Origin of the sequence: Gilliamella sp. W8145 (genome assembly GCF_016101145.1) — a bacterium.
In the GTDB taxonomy this organism is placed as follows: Bacteria; Pseudomonadota; Gammaproteobacteria; order Enterobacterales; family Orbaceae; genus Gilliamella; species Gilliamella apis_A.
Window position 1 is genome coordinate 728,512 of sequence record NZ_JACFRC010000001.1, and the last position, 17,496, is coordinate 746,007.

General features: G+C 34.3%; 13 protein-coding genes. 8 read left to right on the top strand and 5 right to left on the bottom strand.

Features of this window, described 5'->3' with window-relative positions:
* Positions 1–143 precede the first annotated feature (143 nt).
* Positions 144–1,103 (top strand): LysR family transcriptional regulator, encoded by a 960-nt coding sequence (locus H3T80_RS03295; RefSeq protein ID WP_198199993.1) that lies wholly within the window; start codon positions 144–146, stop codon positions 1,101–1,103.
* Between the two features lie 73 nt (positions 1,104–1,176).
* Here the strand turns inward: H3T80_RS03295 and H3T80_RS03300 are convergent, their stop codons facing one another.
* A complete protein-coding gene (locus H3T80_RS03300; RefSeq protein WP_198199995.1) occupies positions 1,177–1,710 on the bottom strand; it encodes a hypothetical protein in 534 nt (177 codons plus the stop codon).
* A 151-nt stretch (positions 1,711–1,861) separates the two neighbouring features.
* The gene (locus H3T80_RS03305; protein WP_198199997.1) at positions 1,862–3,403 is read right to left on the bottom strand and encodes a hypothetical protein; all 1,542 of its coding nucleotides are present in this window, start codon (positions 3,401–3,403) and stop codon (positions 1,862–1,864) included.
* A 351-nt stretch (positions 3,404–3,754) separates the two neighbouring features.
* Here H3T80_RS03305 and H3T80_RS03310 point away from each other — a divergent pair, with 351 nt between their 5' ends.
* A complete protein-coding gene (locus H3T80_RS03310) occupies positions 3,755–4,249 on the top strand; it encodes a GNAT family N-acetyltransferase (RefSeq protein WP_198199999.1) in 495 nt (164 codons plus the stop codon).
* Positions 4,250–4,295: 46 nt separating this feature from the next.
* Complete coding sequence (locus H3T80_RS03315) at positions 4,296–5,024, top strand: rhomboid family intramembrane serine protease (RefSeq protein ID WP_198200001.1); 729 nt, start codon at positions 4,296–4,298, stop codon at positions 5,022–5,024.
* 48 nt (positions 5,025–5,072) lie between these two features.
* Here H3T80_RS03315 and lolE read toward each other — a convergent pair whose 3' ends face one another.
* The 3 genes from lolE to lolC are packed head-to-tail and all read right to left on the bottom strand — an operon-like array spanning position 5,073 to position 8,225.
* Complete coding sequence (lolE, locus tag H3T80_RS03320) at positions 5,073–6,311, bottom strand: lipoprotein-releasing ABC transporter permease subunit LolE (RefSeq protein WP_198200003.1); 1,239 nt, start codon at positions 6,309–6,311, stop codon at positions 5,073–5,075.
* 20 nt (positions 6,312–6,331) lie between these two features.
* Positions 6,332–7,030 carry a lipoprotein-releasing ABC transporter ATP-binding protein LolD gene (lolD, locus tag H3T80_RS03325; RefSeq protein WP_110447785.1) on the bottom strand — a complete coding sequence of 233 codons (699 nt, stop codon included), beginning with the start codon at positions 7,028–7,030 and terminating at the stop codon, positions 6,332–6,334.
* Positions 7,023–8,225: a lipoprotein-releasing ABC transporter permease subunit LolC gene (gene lolC, locus H3T80_RS03330; protein ID WP_198201121.1), complete on the bottom strand. Its 1,203-nt coding sequence runs from the start codon at positions 8,223–8,225 to the stop codon at positions 7,023–7,025. Before lolC ends, lolD begins: the two co-directional genes overlap by 8 nt.
* A gap of 159 nt (positions 8,226–8,384) precedes the next feature.
* Here lolC and mfd point away from each other — a divergent pair, with 159 nt between their 5' ends.
* The 5 genes from mfd to mmuM all read left to right on the top strand — a co-directional run bounded on the left by mfd (position 8,385) and on the right by mmuM (position 17,289).
* The gene (gene mfd / locus H3T80_RS03335; protein WP_198200005.1) at positions 8,385–11,846 is read left to right on the top strand and encodes a transcription-repair coupling factor; all 3,462 of its coding nucleotides are present in this window, start codon (positions 8,385–8,387) and stop codon (positions 11,844–11,846) included.
* A gap of 32 nt (positions 11,847–11,878) precedes the next feature.
* Positions 11,879–13,405 (top strand): DUF945 family protein, encoded by a 1,527-nt coding sequence (locus tag H3T80_RS03340; RefSeq protein ID WP_198200007.1) that lies wholly within the window; start codon positions 11,879–11,881, stop codon positions 13,403–13,405.
* Between the two features lie 94 nt (positions 13,406–13,499).
* Positions 13,500–14,885 (top strand): YdgA family protein, encoded by a 1,386-nt coding sequence (locus H3T80_RS03345; protein WP_198200008.1) that lies wholly within the window; start codon positions 13,500–13,502, stop codon positions 14,883–14,885.
* A 68-nt stretch (positions 14,886–14,953) separates the two neighbouring features.
* Positions 14,954–16,345 carry an S-methylmethionine permease gene (gene mmuP / locus H3T80_RS03350; RefSeq protein WP_198200009.1) on the top strand — a complete coding sequence of 464 codons (1,392 nt, stop codon included), beginning with the start codon at positions 14,954–14,956 and terminating at the stop codon, positions 16,343–16,345.
* Positions 16,345–17,289, top strand: a complete 945-nt coding sequence (mmuM, locus tag H3T80_RS03355; protein WP_198200010.1) for a homocysteine S-methyltransferase — start codon at positions 16,345–16,347, stop codon at positions 17,287–17,289. Before mmuP ends, mmuM begins: the two co-directional genes overlap by 1 nt.
* Positions 17,290–17,496 lie beyond the last annotated feature (207 nt).

Genomic DNA, 17,496 nt, shown 5'->3' on the forward strand with positions numbered 1-17,496 from the left:
AACTTGAGAGAGGTTATCTAACAATACAGCAATATAGAAATACATATTTTGTTATACGAAATTCGTATCGCAGAAAAAATCATATAAACAAATGCAAAAAACAAAGTTATCATTCATAATAATAATCTAATTTAGATAGATAAATGACACAAACGTTTACAACTCAGCGAAATAGTTTATTAGGGATAGTAAAATTTATGGACATCTATAGCAAAAGATTACCAACGATTAAACAATTACAATATTTTATTGCTGTTTGTGAAGAACTCAGTTTTACTGGTGCAGCTGAAAAACTGGGCATTAGTCAACCCCCTCTTTCAACTCAAATTAGAAATTTAGAAGACAAGTTACAAAGCACATTATTTTTGCGAAACTCACACAGCGTTGTATTAACCAAAGAAGGGGAAATATTAAAATCAAAAGTAACACAATTATTAAATGATCTTTGCTCTATCACTAAAGCAACTAAGACAAGTATTCTTGAAAAGGTCACGGTAGGGACAACAAAAACCTTATCTTTTGATTATATTCCTTTCTTTAAATTATTTTTGTCAGAATTTAGAGATGAGACTAAAATATATAAGCATAACTATACTTCGAAAGAGCTACTTCTTGAACTACAAAAAGGCAATATTGATTTTGCAATTGTCTCCGATTACCCAACTAGAGATTTTAGCGAAAACTCATTACTCATTTATCAAGAACCAGTAACATTAGTATTACCGGCAAGTCATCCATGTTGTCAACAAAACAAAGTAAATCTTGATGATGTCAATGATTTACCATTATTTTGGTTTAAACAACAAGTAAATCCTTTTTTTTACGATCAATGTGAACAAGTATTCAATAAACTCGCCCATCCACTATCTCGTCGAGCCGAACTTGCAGATAATTTATCTATGCTGCTAGAGGTTGCATTAGGTAAAGCAATGATGCTTCTACCACAATCAATGGCACAAGCTAAAGTTGAAGGAGTTACCTATAAAAAATTGATCTCAAATCAAGATAAAAGATTAAAAATAAATATTTATCTGATTTGGCGTAAAGATTTAAAAATCACCGCAGTTAATCAGGCAATAATAAATTATTTTAAGCGAGGTTAATGTATAGAATGGCTTCATTAGGATTGCAAAAACCCCCTTTCCTCAAAATTTTCATTTTTTAATAAATTGGTATTTATCGTAATTTGCGTTGCAAACTTTCAATAAAGTTTTCTATAACAATATTGTTATTATATCCACGTTGCCAATTTCTTAAGAACATGATTTGTTCAGGATTTAGGTATATAGGCTTACCTTCAATTTCTACGCTTCGCTCATTTGAAAACAAATGCCCAGAAGTTAAATGTGAATCTAATTGTTGAGCAGTGATATTTCTATTTAAATTTTTATGCGTTTGAACAAAAAACTGCTTAAACCAATTATCATAATCAACTAAGTCATATTCACCAGTTAATTCATACCCCCAAGCAGTTTTGCGAATATTTTCAAAATGAAAATGTAAATTCCTTTTTGGAAAGGCACAATAAACAAAATGATATTGTTGGAATTTTCCAATCGTATGTGCTGATATTTTAAAATTATGTTGCAATATTTGCGTAACAATAAAAGCCGATTGATTATAAATTCTTAAAAAAGAACCTTCATCAATGAGGCTTAAAAAACCTTGTCTTTGACTAATTTCTAATTTGTCATTAATTTTAATGTTCATTTTTTATTCTGTTTTTTTCGGCGTGATAACGCTAATCGCGTCATCACGCCGGTGACTGGGCGACTTTCTTTTTCAAACTTGAGTTCTAACGATTTATCTTATAATTATAAACTTATAATGCTCATAAAAAATCTAATATAACAATCAGTAATTATCTGCAAACAAGATAACCAGGTGCATTCGATCTTTCCGCATCAACACCAATTAGCCCTGTTCCTGCATTAACATCAACATGATTACCATAATTGCTACCATAATAACGATCTTTCGTCCAATATCTATCATTGGCTTTCTCCCAACCAGAGTCAGGATAAGATGTACGAACTGTATATCCCCATTCAGGAAAAAGACCCTCACCAATTGCTCGTGTATAACCATTAGCAGTATTTTGAGTATCATTCATATTATATTGAGGAGCATTAGTTAGTTCTTTGTATGATAATAATTGATCCTCACCACATATTTGGATTGCAGGCTTCCACCAATCAAAAAAACCTTTAACTGGATTTACCCATACACTAGTAGGATTAAAAGTATAGTCATGTTTGACATTTGAATCTTGTTTTAATGTAGCTCGAACAGTTACATATCCACTAGGTTTACCATTTAAAGTAACATAGCCTTTTTCATCGACGACTACTTGTTCTCCAGGGTTATTTGTAATAGTAAATGTATAATCACTTACTGGACGAGTAAAAATCAACTGAAATTTAGCACCCTCAAATCCGGTTGTAGGAAATTTTTTACCTCCTGATTCAGTAGGATTGATTTTAAACCCTAAATTTGGCACATAATCTGAATTATAACCGCCACCAGCAGCTGTTCTGGATGTATAATTAGGATCATTCCATCTGATAAATCTATTATTACTACCAAAGCTTAACCATTGATTTCTAGGATTTCTTTCTATCGCATAAGGTTTTACATAACAAAGCTTCGATGCTAATGAGATTTTGTATACTTTTTTTATTGTGACAAAATCACTTTTTCTTGGCTGACCATATTGTGAAAGTGCTTGCACTTGATTACTTATCTCTAACCTTAATGGAAATGAGTAATCTTCTCCACAGTCTGTTAACTCAGTTTTATCTTTGGCAGTTATTTTATTATCATTAGCATCAAACCATTGCCACACAGTTGCCGTCATTAAAAAGGGCTGCGTTGGATCGATAGCATCACCGTCTAAATCTTGATAATTAATTTTATTGTCTAACGTTTGATAATTATATTGTTTTACAATAAATTGATTTAGATCTAAATTACCGTCAAACTCTTTAATTTCACCTTCTTTTATATTACCTGTTGATTCACTATAAAATACACCATTTACCGTGAAACCAAGCTTATCTGAGGCTGTTTTTAAATTAACAACCTTAGGGCTATTTCCTTGAATAACATTGACTGTAAAACTACTTAAACCATAAGAATTAGGCACCATAGATAGATATAAGAAAATAAGAAGCCACTTTGGTACAGAAAATTGCTTAAAAGAATAGAATAATAAATTATTTAACGATATATGTTGTTGAAGTGATTTTTGTAAACAATTTGATACACTTTTTATTGAATGGATATAAAAACATTTCTGTGTTAATAATAAACCCGATGCCCGATGCCCGATGCCCGATGCCCGATGCCCGATGCCCGATGCCCGATGCCCGATGCCCGATGCCCGATGCCCGATTAAGACCACATTTTAACATATTTTCGCTAGTCCCTGCTGTAATTTACGCTTAATTTTCAATTAAAACAATTAGATAAATATCTAACTTCATGTTTATTAGTTTAAATAAACATCAAACTAAAATCATTAAAGATGTGCAAGGAATATTAATATAAAATTAATGATATGCAATAATTTTTTATGTAAACATTTGTTAAGAAAAAATTAAGCAATAATAAAAACATTACGGAAAATCTTTTTTGATTAAGTTATTGCTACAAATTTGTAATTTTTCATATTTCGATCTATTTTAACAAATATTGCTTGCTAATAGCAAAGCCATTACAATGAAGTACAATTAACCATAACTCTTTTATTCCTATGATCACTTATGTTAATGCGACTTTAGATGATTTACCTTTTATCGTGGAGGTTTATAATTCGACTATTGCCAGTCGTCAGGTAACGGCCGATTTGCAGCCGGTGTCGGTTGAAAGCCGAATTGCATGGTTTGAACAGCATAATCCGCAAAAACGTCCACTTTGGTTAATCAAATATCAAAATCAACCTTGTGGTTGGGTCAGTTTGTCATCTTTTTATGGTCGTCCAGCTTATGATAAAACAGTTGAGATAAGCCTATATATTCATCAAGATTTTAGAGGCAAAAAAATTGGTCAAACTGCTGTTCGAGAAATTGAGTCATTTGCCAAACAAGTGGGTATTGACGCTATATTGAGCTATGTTTTTGGCCATAATATTCCAAGCATTAAGCTATTCGAAAAAATGCATTATCAACAATGGGCATTACTCCCCAAAATTGCTGAACTTGATGGTATTAAACGTGATTTGGTTATTTTAGGTAAACGATTTGATTAAACTAATCATCCAATTTAATGTGCGTTTTCAACGGAAACTTTAGCATATGTCTATCTTAAAAAATGTTCAATCGATCTATAATCAAGCAAAAATTACCAGTATTTTAATACTGATTAATATAGCTTGTTTTTTTATTTCTCGACTACTCGATGATCGGGGATTCTCAACATTTAGTCAAAATAGATTCTTGATTGATTGGGGTGCTGATGTTGCTCAGTTAACTTTTTCAGGTCAATATTGGCGCTTATTTACTAATATTTTTATGCATGTTAGCTTAACCCATCTTGCCATGAATATGTTAGCATTGTGGAGTATTGGCACTATTCTAGAACGCTTGCTACCACCATTAGCCTTTATTGGCATTTATCTATTATCAGGATTATTTGGTAGTTTAGCCAGTGATGTTGCCACTATTAATCATAATGTCATTAGTTGTGGCGCATCAGGTGCAATTTTAGGAATTATTACGGCATTACTTGCGTATTGTTTAATTAATCGTACTGACTTACAAGAGATGCCAATCAAATCAATCGTAGTCAGTTTATTACTGACCTTTGGGTTAGGATTGCTACCTTCTATTGATAATATGGCACATATTGGTGGAGCTATCACTGGCCTTATTTTAGGCGGACTAATTAGTGTTTGTTTAGAAAAATTCCGCTATCAAAAACAGATCTGCACACTATTAATTATCACGATATTAATAATGTCATCTTTACTTTTATATTGGGGCTATCAGCATTATCAATTGATAAGTGGCTATCAATATTATTAAAAATAAGGCGCAAATCTGATATTGCGCCTTGTTTATGTTTCATTATCATTAATAGCTACTTAGCACGCGAGCCGGATCGATTTTACAAGCTCTTTGCGCTGGATAATAACTGGCAATCAAACTTAGCAGCATGGCCGTAATAAATACCATGATGACATCCAAAAGATGAATTTCTGATGGTAAAAAATCAACAAAATAGATATTACTGTTTAAAAACTTATGTCCCATCATTGATTCAACCGCTGCCATAATATTAGAAAGCTGCCATGCCAATATAGATCCAAGCAATACACCAATCACACTACCGATTAATCCTGAAAGTACACCATACCAAATAAAAATACGTTTTATTAAGCGATTAGTCGCCCCAAGTGTTTTAAGGATAGCAATATCACGTTGTTTATCTTTTACCGCAATAACCAACGTCGACACAATATTGAAGCAAGCCACACCAATAACCACAATCATCGCTAAATACATAATTTGTCTAATCATTTGAATATCACGATACATGAAGCCAAAGGTATGTTCCCAACTATTAAAACTAAGATCTTCTTCAAGATTTAATGTTGCATGACCAATAATAGCACTAGCTTGATAGACATTATCAACATTAATCATCAACCCCGTGACACTGTCACCAATAGCAAGTAACTGTTGTGAATCAGCTAATGGCAATAAAGCAACATTGTTACTTAACGTACCACTTAGATCTAAAATACCGTGTACTTGCAAACGAACACGCCGAGGGGGCTTAAGTTGCTCAGGATTGTTTGATACAGGAATAAGTAAGGTAACCCACTGCCCTTCATTAACCGCTAATGATTTAGCTAATCCTGCTCCTAAAATGATTTGCTGGCTGTCAGCCTTAAAATCTTGCCATCTATTATTAAGGACATAGTTGGGTAATGAACTGATTTTCTGTTCTTGTTCTGGATCAAATCCTTGTACTTCAACAGCACCAAGCTTACTTCCATTTTCAATCAATCCGGTAAAACTAACATAAGGCGTCACCGATAAGATATTTTTGTTCTCTTGTAACTCGGTTTGAACATGCTGCCAATTATCTAAGTTGCCATATTGTGAATAAATTTGACCATGTGGTACTACCGATAACACCCGATCGTTGAGTTCTCGTTCAAAACCATTCATAGCGCTTAAACCAATAATCAATGCAGCAATACCAATCGCAATGCTCAAGGTTGAAATAATTGATATCAACGAAACCATGCCACTTTTACGGCGACCTTTACGAAATTTAATGGCTGTAATTAATGATAAATTCATATTTAATTATCCGTTCAGCTTTATTTCACAGAATTACTGGTAGACAACTGGCCATCACTCATAATCAATTGTTGATCAAGTTTATTCGCTAAAACTAAATCATGGGTAACAACTAAAAATGCCGTGCCATGTTCTCGATTAAGTTTAATTAACAGATCAAAAATGGCGTCAGCGGTCGATTTATCTAAGTTACCAGTTGGTTCATCGGCCATCACTAAAGCAGGATTATTAATTAAAGCCCTGCCTATTGCCACTCGTTGACGTTCACCACCAGATAACTCTGCTGGGCGGTGATTAGCCCGTTTAACTAAATTCACCGACTCTAACATTGCCATAGCCCGTTTTTTAGCCTCATTTGGTGAAGTACCGGCAATTAATAACGGCATCGCCACATTTTCCAATGCGGTAAAGTCAGGAAGTAGATGATGAAACTGATATACGAAACCAATTTCTTGATTACGTAAATGTGCTTTTTCTTGTTCTGATAACCGATTAAGCTGTTGTGATTTAAATATAATTTCACCTGAAGTTGGTTTGTCTAATCCACCTAATAGATGCAATAAAGTACTTTTTCCTGATCCTGAGCTACCAATAATAGCGAGTAATGATTGCGGATAAATATCAAATGAAACATTTTTTAGTACTTCAGTAACCATTTTGCCTTCTTTATAGGTTTTATAAAGATTTTTAGCTGAAAGAAGTGGCTGTAAATTATTCATAACGTAAAGCCTCCGCTGGTTGAATATTGGCTGCACGATACGCAGGATAAAGTGTGGAAATTAGTGATAACATAAGTAATCCGAAAATAATAAATACTATCTGTGAAGGCTCAACCAAACTAGGTAATTCAATACCAGCAAAGGATAATCCAAGCACTGACATCAATTCATTGAGATATGAAGCAAGTAACAGCCCTATGGCACTACCGAGTAAGGTACCAATGACACCAGAACTCGCACCTTGAATAATAAAAATCAGCATAATTTTAAAACGTGACAAGCCTTGCGTTTTTAAAATCGCGACTTCCCCTTGTTTTTCCATAACCAACAAACTTAATGAAGTAATAATGTTAAAAGCTGCCACAATCACAATCAAACTAATTAATAAACCCATTACATTTTTTTCCATCTTGATTGCTTGAAACAATTCACCACGTTTAGCTCGCCAATCAGTAAAAACTAAATCATCGGGTAACGAATGGTTAGTTACTGATGCGATTTCCAGTGGATGTGTTAAAAATAATCGCCAGCCACTAATATTATTCGCTGGATACCGTAATAAATTTTTGGCATCAGATTGATTGATATAGATTAACGCTTGGTTAATATCATGATTGACCGAAAATAAACCACTTATAGTAAATAAACGTTGTGAAGGAATGCGTCCAACTGGCGTTATCTGGCTAGCATCGGTGACCATTAAGCGAATTTTGTCACCAACCAAAACACCGAGTTGATTAGCCAATGTCTGTCCCAGTATCACATTATAGCTACCCGCTTGTAATGAATCGATTGAACCTGTATAAACATAATTTTCTATTGGATCATGATCCTCTACGGTGATACCCATTAAGGTACTAACCGTAATACTTTGCTGACTTTGTAATACCACATCACCGGTAATTATTGGCGTAATTCGTTCAACGCCAGGGATATTTTCAAATTGTTTCGAATGAATGACAGTTGTATCGATTCTTCCGGTTTTTGAAGTAATTTGCGCTTGGGGGAAAAACTTTAAGATACTATTTTGCATCTGATCTTCCAATCCATTCATTACCGACAAAACCACAATCAAACCGATAGAACCGAGCATAATGCCAATCATAGATAACCAAGAAACAAAGCGACCAAACCCATCGGTTTTTTGCCCGTATACATAGCGTAAACCTATATAAAATACTAATGGACGAAATATTTTTGACATAATAGTTATAAAATACCTAAAGTTTTCAATAAAGTTTAACCAGTTAAATTTTAACTGCTTATCATACAGGATTAAACAGTTATAGAAAACAACCATATAATTACGTTATAATCTTAGGCTAACTTTGTCGCAATTATCTATTACTCTAACATGTCAAAAACATACAATATTTCTAACATCATTCCTAAAAAATCAGGTGAAGTAAAACAAGTCGGTCAACTAGTTGGTTCTTCCTTATCCCAATTTTGTGCACAGGCTATTGCTGCGCACGATGGTTTAGTGGTGATTGTTACAGATGACATGCAACAAACAACTCGTCTTCATGAAGAGTTGAAACAATTTTCAACTTTCCCATCGATTTTTTTTCCCGATTGGGAAACACTACCTTATGATAGTTTTTCGCCGCATCAAGATATTGTCTCCGAGCGACTATCTTGTCTTTATCAGCTAGGCCATTTAACTAAGGGTGCCTTAATCCTACCAATTAATACTCTTATGCAAAAAGTGTGTCCACAAAACTACTTAGGTGGGCATGTATTTATGATGAAGAAAGGCTTAGCCATAAGTCGTGAAAGTCTGCGATTACAACTTGAAAATGCCGGTTATCGTTCAGTCAGTCAAGTTATGGAGCATGGTGAATATGCTACTCGCGGTGCGCTATTTGATATCTACCCAATGGGCAGTGAGAAGCCATATCGTATCGACTTTTTTGATGACGAAATTGATAGTATTCGCACTTTTGATGTTGAAAGTCAGAGAACACTCGATGAAATTAATGAAATTCAACTTCTTCCAGCCCATGAGTTTCCATTCGATAAAACATCCATCGAATTATTTCGTAGTCAATGGCGAGAGCAATTTGAAGTAAGACTTGATCCTGAAAGTATCTATCAACAAGTCAGTAAAAATATTTTACCTACAGGTATCGAATATTGGCAGGCACTATTTTTTAACGAGCCACTTACTCCATTATTTTCTTACTTTTTATCCAATACGTTGATCATTAACACAGCAAATATTGAACAATTTGCTAATAAATATTGGCAAGATATTACCCAACGTTATGAAAGTCGCAAAGTCGATCCAATGCGACCATTGTTAACGCCAGCGGTAATTTGGTCAAAAACCGATGAAATCTTTGCCCATTTTAAACAATACCCTCGAATTACAGTATCACATTCTGAAATTATTGATTCGAACAAAAACATTAATTTACCATTTAGTTTATTGCCAGAGATTGCGATCCAAATTCAGCAAAAACAACCTTATTTACATTTTGAGCAATTTAGTCAAGATTTCCAAGGTAAAATTATCTTTTCTGTTGAATCGGAAGGCCGTAAAGATGCATTGCAAGAAATCTTAGGCCGAATGCGAATACATCCAACATCCATCTCACAACTTGATCAATTAGCCAATGCCGAAAATCGCTTCTTTTTGATGATAGGAGCCAGCGAACAAGGCTTTATCGATCAGCAACAAAATTTCGCTTTTATCACAGAAAATGAACTATTAGGTCGTCGGGTTATTCGTCGAAAAAAAGAGAGCAAACAGGCAATCAATACCGATAGTTTAATTCGTAGCTTAGCCGAATTAACACCCGGTAAACCAGTGGTACATTTAGAGCATGGTGTTGGTCGTTATGCGGGTTTAACGACATTAGAAACTGGTGGTATCACTGCCGAATACCTTATACTGCTCTATGCAAATGATACTAAGCTCTATGTTCCTGTTTCATCACTAAATTTAATTAGCCGTTATTCTGGCGGTGATGAAGATAATGCCCCACTAAACAAGTTAGGCACTGATGCCTGGAGTAAGGCAAGACAAAAGGCAGCCGAAAAAGTACGTGATGTTGCCGCTGAATTACTTGATATTTATGCTGAACGAGAAAGTAAACCCGGTTTTGAATTTAAACAAGATCGTGAACAATATGAGCTGTTTTGCCAAGCTTTCCCGTATCAAGAAACCGACGACCAACAAAATGCCATTGGTGCGGTTATTGGCGATATGTGCTCACCTTACGCAATGGATCGATTAGTCTGTGGTGATGTTGGTTTTGGTAAAACTGAAGTGGCTATTCGTGCCGCATTCTTAGCTGTGATCAACCATAAGCAGACCGCCGTATTAGTACCGACAACATTACTGGCCCAGCAACATTATGAAAGTTTTTGTGATAGATTTGCCAATTGGCCAATCCGTATCGAAAGTTTGTCTCGATTCAAAACCGCTAAACAACAGCAAGCCATTATTCAGGAACTTGCTGAAGGTAAAATCGATATCGTCATCGGTACCCATAAATTATTACAAGAAGATGTAAAATGGAAAGATTTAGGCTTATTAATTGTTGATGAAGAACATCGCTTTGGTGTTCGTCAAAAAGAACGAATCAAAGCAATGCGAGCCAATATCGATATACTCACTTTGACCGCCACCCCTATTCCACGTACCCTAAATATGGCAATGAGTGGTATGCGTGATTTATCAATTATTGCCACACCGCCTGCGCGTCGATTAGCTGTAAAGACCTTTGTTCGAGAATCTGATGATTTAGTCATTCGTGAAGCAATTCTACGAGAAATTTTGCGTGGAGGTCAGATTTATTATCTACACAATGATGTCTCGGATATTGAAAAAGTGGCCGAAAAACTATCTGAACTCGTGCCTGAAGCTCGTGTTGCTATAGGTCATGGTCAGATGCATGAACGTGATCTTGAGCGAGTTATGAATGATTTTCATCACCAACGATTCAATTTATTAGTGTGTACCACTATTGTCGAAACTGGAATTGACATTCCCAATGCCAATACCATTATTATCGATCGTGCTGATAAATTTGGTCTTGCTCAGTTACATCAATTACGAGGTCGAGTTGGGCGTTCATATCACCAAGCTTACGCTTATTTATTGACGCCACATCCAAAATTATTAACTAAAGATGCTAAAAAACGCCTTGATGCTATTGCTACTTTAGAAGATTTAGGTGCTGGGTTTGCTTTAGCCACCCATGATCTTGAAATACGAGGTGCCGGTGAATTACTCGGTAGTGATCAAAGTGGTCAAATTGAAACAATAGGTTTTAATCTTTACATTGAATTACTCGATGATGCGGTTAAATCGCTTAAAGAGGGGAAAGAGCCTACCCTCGAATCACTACTTAATAATCAACAAACTGAAGTTGAATTACGATTACCAACCCTAATTCCGGATGATTTTATCCCAGACGTTAATACCCGATTATCACTATATAAACGAATTGCGAGTATTGAAAACCTAGATGAACTCACCGATATACAAGTTGAAATGCGCGATCGTTTTGGTCAATTACCCGATCCGGTGCTATTTTTATTAAAAACAACTAAAATCCGCTATCAAGCAAGTAAATTGGGCATTACAAAAATTGAATATGGTGAAAAAGGCGGCTTTATAGAATTTGGTTCTAACAACAAAATTTCAATAGATTATTTAATCGAAACGATTCAAAAATCGCCAAAAAATTATCGCCTAGAAGGTACAAATCGATTAAAATTGCTTAAATCTGATTTACAGCGAGTAGATCGTATTGATTATATTAAAAATTTATTAGCGGATTTTGCCGAGCATCAAGAAAACTAGCTAAAAAATATAACAGAATATAAAGAGTAAAAATGAAAAAAAAGACACTGGCTTTAGGCGTTATTGCTGTATTAGGTTTAAGTTATGTTGGTATTGCCTGGCATACTGGTAACGTGATTGAAAATGATTTAGATAAATCGTTAACACTAGCTACTGAGCAATTTAATAATAGCCAAAATATATTTAAAATTAACATCAGCCATTCTAATGATAAAAAACAGCTATTTTCAACCAAAACCCATATTAATATGACCTTATCCTCTAAAGATGGTAGTTTTGCTGAGGTATTTACACTAGCTGATAAGGATTTCACTATTCATCATGGTCCTTTCCCATTTGCCGCTTTAAAGCAAGGTATTTTTTCACCACAAATGGCTTGGGTGGAATTTGAAACTAGCAAAGAATCCAATCCTTCCGCATGGAAGACTAATGATAATCAACCCTTTATTACCGGCTATATTAGTTTGGATTATAGTGAAAATATGATTGTAAAGCTTTTTAGCAAGGAAATCAGTCATTATAGAGAAACTGAAGATAATGTTAAATTTGAATACCAATTAGGCAAAGGTAGTTTTACATTTATTAGTAATATGGACTCAGCTATCCCTTCGATAACACTAGATTTAGATAAATTTCATACTCAAAAAACCGTTTACTATCTTACGTTAGATAAGCTTCACATTGATCTTGATGGCGAAAAACAGTCAACTATGATTGGTTATAATTTGCATTTAGATTCTTTAAAAACAAATTTAAGAGATATTTATCTTTATTATCTAGATGATTATGACTATGCCGAAACTGATAATGACACCATTTCAATCGAGAATTTAAAGGCAAGTGGAACTATTGATTCCATCAATCAAAATATTACCTTAAATGCTAATCTTGATAAATTTACCCTAATTCCTGAGTCAGATGATGAACGCCCCTTCATCATATTAAACAAACTATCTATCAAACAAAAAACTGATTTAAGTGATACTCGAGTTCTTAATGGCTCATTCATTAGCAGTGTTGATTCAATCTTATATGGACAACAAAATTTAGGTAAAGCAGAAATAGATATTGATTATCAAGGTTTAGATAAAGAGATATTTGGCGAAGAATTTATCGATGAAGAAACTCACTATGATCAACCCATTAACAGTAAATTTGAGCTTAAAAATTTAAACTGGCGTAATGTTAATGGTGATGTAAATATTAAAGGATCACTTGATATCGCAAAGCTTGAAGATATTTATAAACAAAATAATCCTTTAGATAGCATTAATAATCTTTCATTGCATGTTAATGCCCCCCTTAATGTAATTGCCTACAGCTATGCCCAATATAATGATCCTCACCATAGTGAGCTCACTGAGGAACAGTTTAACGAATCGAAAAAAACAGTCCAAAAAAACTTGGTATATATGTTCGATGATTCTGCGATATTTAAATTTAGCAAAGGTGAAGAACAAGGTTTATTTATCGATATTGATATACTTAAAGACAGTAACGAGGCTAATATTAATGGTCAAATTTATAACAAAAGTGAGGTTTTAGATCTTTTCGAATAATCAATAAAAGGCGATACATCATTTTTTAATCAAAAATCATGAAAGTAAGTTATATTAAAAAATAATTAAAAGTAGAAAAATTGAGAGAGTAAACATGAAGAAAAGTACACTGGCTATTGGCGTTATTGCAATATTAGGCCTTGGTTATGTTGGTATAGCTTGGCATACAGGCAATGTAATTGAAGCTGAATTAGATAACACATTAAAACATCTAACAAAACAAGTTAATAGTTTACAAAATGATGTTGAAGTACAAATCACCCATTCCAATGATGAAAAGGGTATTTTTTCAACTAAAACACATATAAAAATTATCGCTGAATCTGCAAGTGCATCCTCGACTATCACGCTATATGATGAAGATGTTATCATCCATCATGGACCATTCCCGCTAGCCGCCTTGAAACAAGGTACTTTTTCGCCACAAATGGCTTGGCTTGAGTATCAAGGTACAGAAAAATCTAACCCAATTTTATGGAAACTTGCTGGTAACAAACCATTTGCAAAAGGACATATCAATTTATCTTATTCTGATAATCTAACCATTAACCTGACAACACAACCGATTGTTTTGAGTGATCAAGATCCTAATTATCAATTTCTTGAAGGTAAACTCGAACTAGGCCAAATTGATTATAGTGTGTCTGGTAACCTAGGATTTGAAACACCTTCTTTTTCATTGGTTATTGATAATTTAAATTATAAAAGACACGATGGTGATGAGATTAAACTAAAAAATTTAAAAGTTGATAATAAAATTGATTATAAAAATTATTTCTTCGAAGCACAAAATAGTGTTGATGATTTATTTGTTAATTTAAAGGCTAATACCGATAAACCAACAATTGCGCTTAAAAATTTTGCAATGGACTATAAATTCACCAATAAAACAACTGGCCTTGAAGGTAATATGGATATTGCAATTGATGCTTTTAATTACGGCAAGCAACAAATGGGAAATGGTACTTTTGAACTTAATGTTCAAGGGTTAGATAAATCATTTTTTGACAATTTTGAGCAAATATCTTGGTTATTAGATTCAGCTAATAACTCAAACATCACCAATACTAAAATAGACATTAAAAAATTTCATTGGCACAATGCTTCTGGTGATTTCAATTTTAGTGCATTAGTTGATATTGCTAACCTTAACCAAATGACAATTTATGATAGAGACATTGACAAAATTAACCAACTTTCAATAAATCTTGAAGCACCATTTGCTGTAATAGCGAGATTTATGTCACAAATAGAAGCTCCTGAGTCAGAACAAATAACCGATAATCAGCTACAAAGAGCAAGCAATAATTTACAATTAATGACACAAATGGCACTGAGCAGATCGCCATTAGTCACCTTTAAAAAAGGTAATACCTCTGGTATATTTAGCGAACTTGATTACTTAAAATCAAACGATCAAGTGACTATCAATGGCAATAAAATTAGCAAACAAGAATTTCTAAACAATTTAAACTTCTAATCTAAAAAATTCCGCCTATCATCAGGCGGAATACCATTTAAAACACAATTTAATGAGCCAAAACTTATATGAACAAAAACACTTCTGCCGTGCCTGAAAATCAATTTAAACGATCAATGAAGACACGCCACTTAATCATGTTATCACTAGGTGGTGTTATTGGAACTGGATTATTTTTTAATACTGGGTATATCATCGCTACTGCTGGCGCTATTGGTGCTATTATTGCTTATTTAATTGGTGCAATTGTTGTCTATTTAGTTATGCTTTGCTTGGGAGAACTGGCCGTTGCGATGCCTGAAACTGGCGCATTTCATACTTATGCATCAAAATTTATTAGTCCTGCAACCGGCTATACTGTTGCTTGGCTCTATTGGTTAACCTGGACTGTCGCATTAGGCTCAAGTTTTACTGCAGCTGGTTTATGTATGCAATATTGGTTCCCACAAGTATCAGTTTGGGTTTGGTGTTTAGTTTTCTGTGTAGTGATTTTCTTATTAAATATTATTACCGCACAATTTTTTGCCGAAAGTGAATTTTGGTTTTCTATTATTAAAGTAATTACTATTATTGTATTTATCATCGCTGGTAGTGCGGCTATCTTTGGGTTTATTCCAATGAAAAATAACCTACCTGCTCCATTTTTGCACAATATTACCGAACATGGCTGGTTTCCTAATGGTATTATTCCTATTGTAATGACCATGGTATCAGTGAATTTCGCATTTTCAGGAACAGAACTTATCGGTATAGCCGCTGGCGAAACCCATCAACCGGAAAAAACCATTCCACTAGCCATCAAAACGACTATTCTACGATTGATTATCTTTTTTGTTGGTACCATTTTTGTATTAGCTGCCCTATTACCAATGAAACAAGCTGGCGTTATTAAAAGCCCATTTGTTGAAGTATTTGAAAGTATCGGTATTCCTTATGCTGCTGACATTATGAATTTTGTCATTTTAACGGCCATTTTATCCGCAGCTAACTCTGGATTATATGCATCTGGTCGCATGTTATGGTCGCTATCTAATCAAGGTACATTGCCAAAATGCTTTGGTAAATTAAATCCAAAAGGTATACCAACTACTGCTATTGCCGTTAGTATGATTGGAGGATTATTAGCTTTGTTCTCCAGTGTTATTGCTCCCGATACTGTATTTGTAGGCTTAACGGCAATTTCAGGATTTGCCGTTGTTGCTGTTTGGTTAAGTATTTGTGCTTCACACTACTTTTTTAGAAAACAACTCTCAACATCTGAAATACGATCACTAAAATATAAAGCCCCACTTTATCCATTAGTGCCAATTTTAGGGTTTATATTATGTTTAATTGCTTGTATTGGACTGGCTTTCGATCCTGAACAACGGATTGCCCTTTATTGTGGTATTCCATTTGTAGTGGTTTGCTATATCGCCTATCATATTACCCGAGCTTATCAACAACGAGTAAATCGATAATGTCAAAAGAAAATCCTCTCTCGCAGTTATTAAACCAAAATAACTACGTAATTATTGATGGTGCTTTAGCAAGTGAGCTTCAGCGCCGTGGTTGTGATCTTAATGATAGCTTATGGTCAGCTAAAGTATTAATTGATCAACCCGATCTAATTAGACAAGTTCATTATGACTATTTTAATGCAGGGGCGGATTGTGCTATTACCGCTAGCTATCAAGCGACACCATTAGGTTTTGCCCAAAAAGGGATATCACTTGCCGAATCAATAAATTTGATAAAACAAAGTGTAGCACTAGCTCAACAAGCCAAGCAGCAATATCTAGATCAAATTAAGTCAGATAAGTTATTAGTTATCGCTGGTTCGGTAGGGCCCTACGGAGCCTATTTGGCAGACGGTTCAGAATATACTGGCAATTATCAACTCAGTGAAAATGAATTTATCGATTTTCATCAGGCCAGAATGCAAGCACTCATTGAGGCAAAAGTTGATATTTTAGCTTGTGAAACCCTACCCAACTTTGTTGAAATAAAAGCGTTAGCTAAACTGCTACTACAATATCCAACAATGACAGCATGGTTTTCGTTAACGTTAAAAGATGCCAATCACCTTAGTGATGGAACTCCACTTGTCGAAGTGATTGATTATCTAAATCAGATTGATCAGGTGGTTAGTATCGGTATTAATTGCATTGCCTTAGAAAAGGTCTCTCTAGCATTAACTGAATTACAAACACTAACGACGAAACCCTTAATTGTTTATCCTAATTCAGGCGAGCAATATGATCCAACCACTAAACAATGGCACAAAGATCATCAACATAATTGTACCTTTGATAATCAATTGCCAGTCTGGATCAAGTTAGGGGCAAAATTAATTGGTGGCTGCTGCCAAACGACTCCAAATGATATTGCACAAATTGCTCACTATTTAAAAGCAGCTAATTAAGTATAATCGATAGTTTACATTTATAGCTATAGACAAATAAATCAGCACCGTTAATTAAATCGATAAGATAAATTAACGGTGTTTTGTTATATAATTAAGAATTTTATAACCTAAAAAACCCCTCTCCTCAAATTTTTTGCTTCAAAAAAGTGCTTTCCTCAAAATTTTTTGGCTCAAATTTAATAATGAAATATTTATCGTTCCCAT

What these genes read in the sequence shown, in the direction of transcription:
- H3T80_RS03295 (WP_198199993.1), top strand. Translation starts at nt 144, where the DNA reads ATGACACAAACGTTTACAACTCAGCGAAATAGTTTATTAGGGATAGTA.
- H3T80_RS03300 (WP_198199995.1), bottom strand. Translation starts at nt 1,710, where the DNA reads ATGAACATTAAAATTAATGACAAATTAGAAATTAGTCAAAGACAAGGT.
- H3T80_RS03310 (WP_198199999.1), top strand. Translation starts at nt 3,755, where the DNA reads ATGATCACTTATGTTAATGCGACTTTAGATGATTTACCTTTTATCGTG.
- H3T80_RS03315 (WP_198200001.1), top strand. Translation starts at nt 4,296, where the DNA reads ATGTCTATCTTAAAAAATGTTCAATCGATCTATAATCAAGCAAAAATT.
- lolE (WP_198200003.1), bottom strand. Translation starts at nt 6,311, where the DNA reads ATGAATTTATCATTAATTACAGCCATTAAATTTCGTAAAGGTCGCCGT.
- lolD (WP_110447785.1), bottom strand. Translation starts at nt 7,030, where the DNA reads ATGAATAATTTACAGCCACTTCTTTCAGCTAAAAATCTTTATAAAACC.
- mfd (WP_198200005.1), top strand. Translation starts at nt 8,385, where the DNA reads ATGTCAAAAACATACAATATTTCTAACATCATTCCTAAAAAATCAGGT.
- H3T80_RS03340 (WP_198200007.1), top strand. Translation starts at nt 11,879, where the DNA reads ATGAAAAAAAAGACACTGGCTTTAGGCGTTATTGCTGTATTAGGTTTA.
- H3T80_RS03345 (WP_198200008.1), top strand. Translation starts at nt 13,500, where the DNA reads ATGAAGAAAAGTACACTGGCTATTGGCGTTATTGCAATATTAGGCCTT.
- mmuP (WP_198200009.1), top strand. Translation starts at nt 14,954, where the DNA reads ATGAACAAAAACACTTCTGCCGTGCCTGAAAATCAATTTAAACGATCA.
- mmuM (WP_198200010.1), top strand. Translation starts at nt 16,345, where the DNA reads ATGTCAAAAGAAAATCCTCTCTCGCAGTTATTAAACCAAAATAACTAC.